Below are 5,102 nucleotides of genomic sequence, written 5' to 3'. Positions count from 1 at the left end.
CCGTCGATCACCATTCAGCCACGCGGCCTTCAAGCGTGAGGCAGGGCCCGTTAATAGCCACGCGCAATGCTGTCGTTCACAGACTTAAGCGTGGACGTCGCCTTAGGAGCGGAACGAACCGTGTTCGCACGAGCCATGCACAGCTTGTTGCCAGGATGTTCACGTCCTGGTCCAAAATGATCGCATAATGTATCGACGGGAACCCGTCGGGATATGCAAGTCGCTGAGGGCCGAAACCTTCCGGGGGAGCTCAGGCACTGGAGCGCGCTCTCCAGCCAGTAGTAAAGTCGAGTGCCGTCATCATCTGAAAACTGTTGCACCACTGCACGCCGAGATCGTTGCAAACGTCAGGAATCCGCCTGTTTGCTCTCTTGCAGCTCGGCTTGGACGCCTCGACTGTCACAACGACACGACTCTCCGGAGCTACCAGGGCGTAGGCGATCAGGAATGGATCCCTACCCACTTCAATGATCTCGGCTTCATTGAGGTCAAGCGCATATCTGTCCATCACCGCCTGAACGTGAATGGCGTCTACGTCCTCGTCGAGCAGGAGTGCCTTGCTATTGTCACCGTCCCTGAGCCATTCGGCCAAATCGTCCGAGCCGCCGGTAATCTCTTCTACGATTTCGAGTGGCATTTTGATCGCCCCGCTCTCGCCCATATATGAGAGCCAATCCCAAAACTCGGGAACCCGATGAATCGGGTAATACTGGTTCTTTGCGGTGATCAGGACGTTCGCATCGAGCAGATACACAGTGAACGCCTCAAGCCGCGGTCTCGGTCAGGGCATAGACATTGCTCGGCTTCACACCGAGGATGGCGGCGGCCTTGGACGGAGACAGGGCTCCTTCGGTCAGCATCCGGCGAGACAGCTTCAGAAGCCGATCACCGAGCCGATGCCGGCGCACGACATAATAGCTCGGCCCACGGTCGTTCTCCTTTACACGAGCGGCATTGCGGTTCTGTAGCCACTGCTGCCGGTAGAGGCTCGTAACGGCCGCCCACATTTCGTGACTGATCAGACCCTCGCGGAAGAGCTTATAGGCGACCATGGAATTGCTGACCTGTCGGTTCGCGGCAATTGCCGCTATGCGGCTGATCACCTCGGCCTGCGGCGCGTCTCTCAAGTCGTATTGCCGGGCGAGCTCGGCCGCTGGCAGCAGGACGCGTCCGGCAACGTCGTTGCAGAAAATCTCGACTGGTGTTCCGGCCTTCGATCCGCTCACACCGGTTTGACCGAGGAAGATATGCGCCAGCTCGTGCAAAAGCGTAAAGGACCAGGCGGTGTCGCTATCCTGATCATTGATGACCACGAACGGCGCTACCGGATCCGCAAGTGCAAAGCCGCGGAATAGTTCTACGTTCAGGGCACTGTGGTGACTGCCGAGATTGCCGATCAGTAGGACGAAGATGCCAGCCGCCTCGACCCGTTCGCGCAGGTATGCAAATCCTTTGGGTGCGCCGGGCCTCTGACCTCGCCGGAAGTCCTGTAGATCGAAAGATAGTGTTCGGATGATCTTGTCGGCCAGCGCATCAGCGCCGTCGCGCCGGTCGAAGGAGCCGACGAAGGGCAACTGAACAGCCTCGTCCTCAGTTTCCAAAAGGCTCCGGACCATTTCTTGCCGAGCCCGCACCTCTCGCAGAAGCGCAGAGACTAACGCCTCGTCCCGCTGTGCGTAGTGCTCGGGAAGCGTGCGAAAATCCTGTCCGCTGGCGACCGGTTGCGGAGGCTCTGCCATATAGAACGTGAGAAGAGGCCGTCGATATTGGTTTGCCATCTTTAGCAGAACGGGCCTGGAAGGTTCGGTCTCTCCTCTTTCGAGCATGGAAAGGCGTTCAGCGCCGGTTATGCCGCGCGCCGGTCCAATACCCACCTTTTCGGCCGCTTCTTCCAATGTCAGCCCGGCGGTTTCCCGAGCCCAATGGAGAATCGCTGGATTCACCTTCGGCACTTGCTTCCTCTACTCGCTGCGTGCGTTGCCAGCCAGGATATCAGCAGAAATGCAAACGCAACGTTATGACAGATATAGAACGAACCGGCTTTTGCCTAGCATGCCACAAATGCTGTCAGAGCAATAAATGTTGAGATAGATATCCGTTCCCAAGGAGTGCGGAATTACGCGGTCTGCAGTTCGAGTCTCTTCAAGGCGTTCCACCTGGAACCCTCGCCCAACTCATTTTTTCGGGACGGCTTTCGGCTTGGGTTGATACAGGCGCCGCTTGACGTTGGAGCGCAGAGCATTGCGGAGATCTTTGTCCACGATCGAAAGGTCGAACCATTCCGAATCAAAGTATCCACCGCACCACAGAATAGTTTCGGAATATTCGGGATCTTCCCGATCGGCGATGATCTCCAGGAACCGCTCATAACCGGACACGCCACCAACGTCTTCGGGCGGTCGCGCCCTTTCCCCGGCGATGCACTTTCCTTGTTTGGGCGTAGAAGCGAGCGTCAGGAACTCCTCAACCGCGACGGTGTGACGCCAGCCATCCCCGAAATCATAGTGGTAGCTGAAGACAGCACCTTGCTCGAAGTCCAACAAGCGAACCTCTCTCTGATCGAAGACCCGAGGATCCTCATCGGTCGCATCCTCCATCAGGGTCTCGACGTCGCCATACCGCAGACCCCCGATGCGGAATTCATAGAGATGATAGTTCCACCAGTTGAATGCGGCCTGAATTCCGAGATGCAGGTGCTCCAGGTTCCAATGGGCAGGCAGGACCAAACGGCGCCAGACGTCCGGCTCGATCTCGTCGATGGAAACTCTGATCTGCACAGCGTTTGCGGCTTTGAACATTGGAAGAATGAACAAGGTTGGGAGAAGATGGTCAAGAAGGCCGCTCGATCGTGGCACTTTATTGGAATTGGATCGTCCTGACAGCGATCTGCCGGCTTGTGCAGCCGTCGAGGCATACCATCTCTGGTGTAACCTCCGAACTGGACCATCGCCATGGATCGAAGCGCGGCCGACACGCTGTCGGAATCCTTCATTGAAATTCTTCCGCCGGAGCGCGATGGCACTTGTGGACCGGATGCAACGAGATGTCCGTGCTGTCGAAGGTTACGTCCGGCCTCAAGCATGGATGATGATGGCTGCGGGATCTGCGACGAATGCCTGGCGCCGTGACCTCCTGCAGAGAAGCACCTGCACCTGTTCTGGCAAGGTTCGAAGAAGCGCTTGCCAGATTGCCGGGCCGCTATATGGACGGATCTTTTTGTGGCCGGCCATGGGGCGTGACCGTGAAGCGATCGGAGGATGGCAAACGGATCTGGCTCTACGGCGAGGAGCTTGGCGGAACAGATATCGTCAGCTTCAACCTCTATCGATTGGCTGGATCGGGGTCGCTACTGAAGCCGTGCGAAATGTCCTCTGATAAGGTCATCGAATTCGTTCTCGGTTTCGAACCAAGCTCCGAGACAGCGTCACTTCGCTGATGGTGGGCCAAACAATAGGCACGCACTTCATATTGCATTGCAACATTTGCATGGCTGCACTGCGGTCTGAGCGCTGGCGGTCGGGGCAGCCTCTGATATCTTTAGATCCACGAAGCAATGCACCTCCTCCCGCAGAGCTTCGTGTTTCAGGCGACCTATTCCTCCTCCCAGAGGGCGCCTGACGGAACAGCGGCACTCCTCCTCCCAGCCGTTGTTCAATTCTTTGAAAAAGCCTGCCGCACCTCCTCCCGCGGCAGGCTTTTTCGTTTTCGATACAAGCCTGGAATTCAGGCGTCAAAGCAGACTGCCCTGTTCCACCAGCTCTCCGGATTTCGAAACGATCGTGGATCCGTATGGTTCGCGGGACGAGATGATCAGCGCGTCATTGGGTAATGAGCGGGCCAGTTCCTTGGCCTCTTCCCATGGCGCCCGCATCCAGGTGTCCGTCTCTTCCTTCGTCAGCAGCAACAGGACCGGTCGCGCCGGCCCAGAATGGCCCTATCGCAGCACGCTTCACCTCAAATGCGAACTCCTGGTCTTCGGGGGCGGTTCCGAGTTTGGGGAAGGACAGGTCAGGTGGAAGGTCCGGGATATTCATGCTTCAAAAATCCAGGATATTATTCGCTCATTGCGATGAGCCGTTCTCTGACTTCATCCAGGTCGGACGCGATATATGCGCAAAGCCCCCTCATCTCCTCGTCTGCCTCCAAGATGTCGGGCACCATAACTGTCATCATCCCCGCCGCCGCCGCTGATCTCACTCCAATGTAAGAGTCTTCCAGTGCAAGACAGCTCGCTGGGTCGACTCCGAGCAACTGGGCGGCCTTCAAATATGGATCGGGAAATGGTTTACTTCTTGAATAATCGCCAGATGCGACAACCTGATGGAAACGACCGGTAAGGTTGTGCATCGCAAGATAATGGCGGGCATCATCGTGATTCGAAGAAGTCGCGATCGCGCGTGGTAGACGCAACTCATCCAAGGTTTGCAAGAGTCCAGTCGCACCCGGTTTGATCTGCAGATTCGGCAATAGCGATTTAAACTGTCTCACCCATGCCGCTCGCAGGACCTCGGTCTCGCAATGCTGACCAAAATGGGAGGTCAACAGCCCTTCAATGATTGGCCATTGGCATCCTACCATTCTGCGATGGACCGCGTCTGTCATCTCGTAACCAATTTCCAGACAAGCCGTAAACAATGCTTCGCGTATCAGGCGTTCTGTATCGAACAGAAGTCCGTCCATGTCGAAGATGACAGCAAGTGGACGCACCATCTTAACGCTCCGTGGTTTATATCCAAGCTATAGAAGCCGTGAGTACTGACTCCGGATGACGTCTCGATGACCGCTTCGAGGCGCAAAGCGGCCACCATGACTCCGCCCTTGAGATTCTGCATTGGGCCGAAGAGAGCCGTTCTTCACGAGCCCCGTGCACGGCCTATTGCGAGGATGTTTACGTTTTAGGCCAAAAAGATCGCATAACGTATCACCCGGAACCGATCCTCACGTTAAAACTTCGCCCGACGCTACTGTCGGAAGAGCCCGGGCAACCGGCCGCGTGTATTGGCTTTGGCGCTTCAAGCGCTGCGCCATGATGCTGGCCTTCCAGCTTGTCGGAGAGAGATGAGCGCCGGGGCTAACCGTGCCATGACCGCCCGCCGCAGCTT

The 5,102-nt window shown here is 56.9% G+C and carries 5 protein-coding genes and 2 pseudogenes; 1 reads left to right on the top strand and 6 read right to left on the bottom strand.

Features of this window, described 5'->3' with window-relative positions:
• Positions 1–250: 250 nt before the first annotated feature.
• The 4 genes and pseudogenes from AC6CIG_RS29510 to AC6CIG_RS29495 all read right to left on the bottom strand — a co-directional run bounded on the left by AC6CIG_RS29510 (position 251) and on the right by AC6CIG_RS29495 (position 2,798).
• Positions 251–754 carry a DUF4411 family protein gene (locus tag AC6CIG_RS29510; protein ID WP_275598537.1) on the bottom strand — a complete coding sequence of 168 codons (504 nt, stop codon included), beginning with the start codon at positions 752–754 and terminating at the stop codon, positions 251–253.
• Positions 755–764: 10 nt separating this feature from the next.
• On the bottom strand, positions 765–1,601 hold the full coding sequence (locus tag AC6CIG_RS29505) for an ImmA/IrrE family metallo-endopeptidase (RefSeq protein ID WP_234841323.1): 837 nt from the start codon (positions 1,599–1,601) through the stop codon (positions 765–767).
• A 162-nt stretch (positions 1,602–1,763) separates the two neighbouring features.
• Positions 1,764–1,943 (bottom strand): annotated as a pseudogene (locus AC6CIG_RS29500) (helix-turn-helix domain-containing protein); the annotation flags it as partial.
• 231 nt (positions 1,944–2,174) lie between these two features.
• Positions 2,175–2,798: a plasmid pRiA4b ORF-3 family protein gene (locus tag AC6CIG_RS29495; protein WP_127712630.1), complete on the bottom strand. Its 624-nt coding sequence runs from the start codon at positions 2,796–2,798 to the stop codon at positions 2,175–2,177.
• 314 nt (positions 2,799–3,112) lie between these two features.
• Between AC6CIG_RS29495 and AC6CIG_RS29490 the strand changes: the two genes are divergently transcribed.
• On the top strand, positions 3,113–3,436 hold the full coding sequence (locus AC6CIG_RS29490) for a hypothetical protein (RefSeq protein WP_127712631.1): 324 nt from the start codon (positions 3,113–3,115) through the stop codon (positions 3,434–3,436).
• Positions 3,437–3,730: 294 nt separating this feature from the next.
• Here AC6CIG_RS29490 and AC6CIG_RS29485 read toward each other — a convergent pair.
• Both AC6CIG_RS29485 and AC6CIG_RS29480 read right to left on the bottom strand, forming a co-directional pair.
• Positions 3,731–3,919: pseudogene (locus tag AC6CIG_RS29485) on the bottom strand (SOS response-associated peptidase); the annotation flags it as partial.
• A gap of 134 nt (positions 3,920–4,053) precedes the next feature.
• Complete coding sequence (locus AC6CIG_RS29480; protein WP_498324364.1) at positions 4,054–4,710, bottom strand: HAD family hydrolase; 657 nt, start codon at positions 4,708–4,710, stop codon at positions 4,054–4,056.
• Positions 4,711–5,102: the final 392 nt, after the last annotated feature.

Source organism: Sinorhizobium sp. GQ132 (assembly GCF_059758575.1).
This window is presented reverse-complemented; position numbering and strand designations above follow the sequence as displayed.

Coding starts and splice junctions, on each gene's coding strand:
- AC6CIG_RS29480 (WP_498324364.1), bottom strand. CDS start 4,710: ATGGTGCGTCCACTTGCTGTCATCTTCGACATGGACGGACTTCTGTTC.
- AC6CIG_RS29490 (WP_127712631.1), top strand. CDS start 3,113: ATGCCTGGCGCCGTGACCTCCTGCAGAGAAGCACCTGCACCTGTTCTG.
- AC6CIG_RS29495 (WP_127712630.1), bottom strand. CDS start 2,798: ATGTTCAAAGCCGCAAACGCTGTGCAGATCAGAGTTTCCATCGACGAG.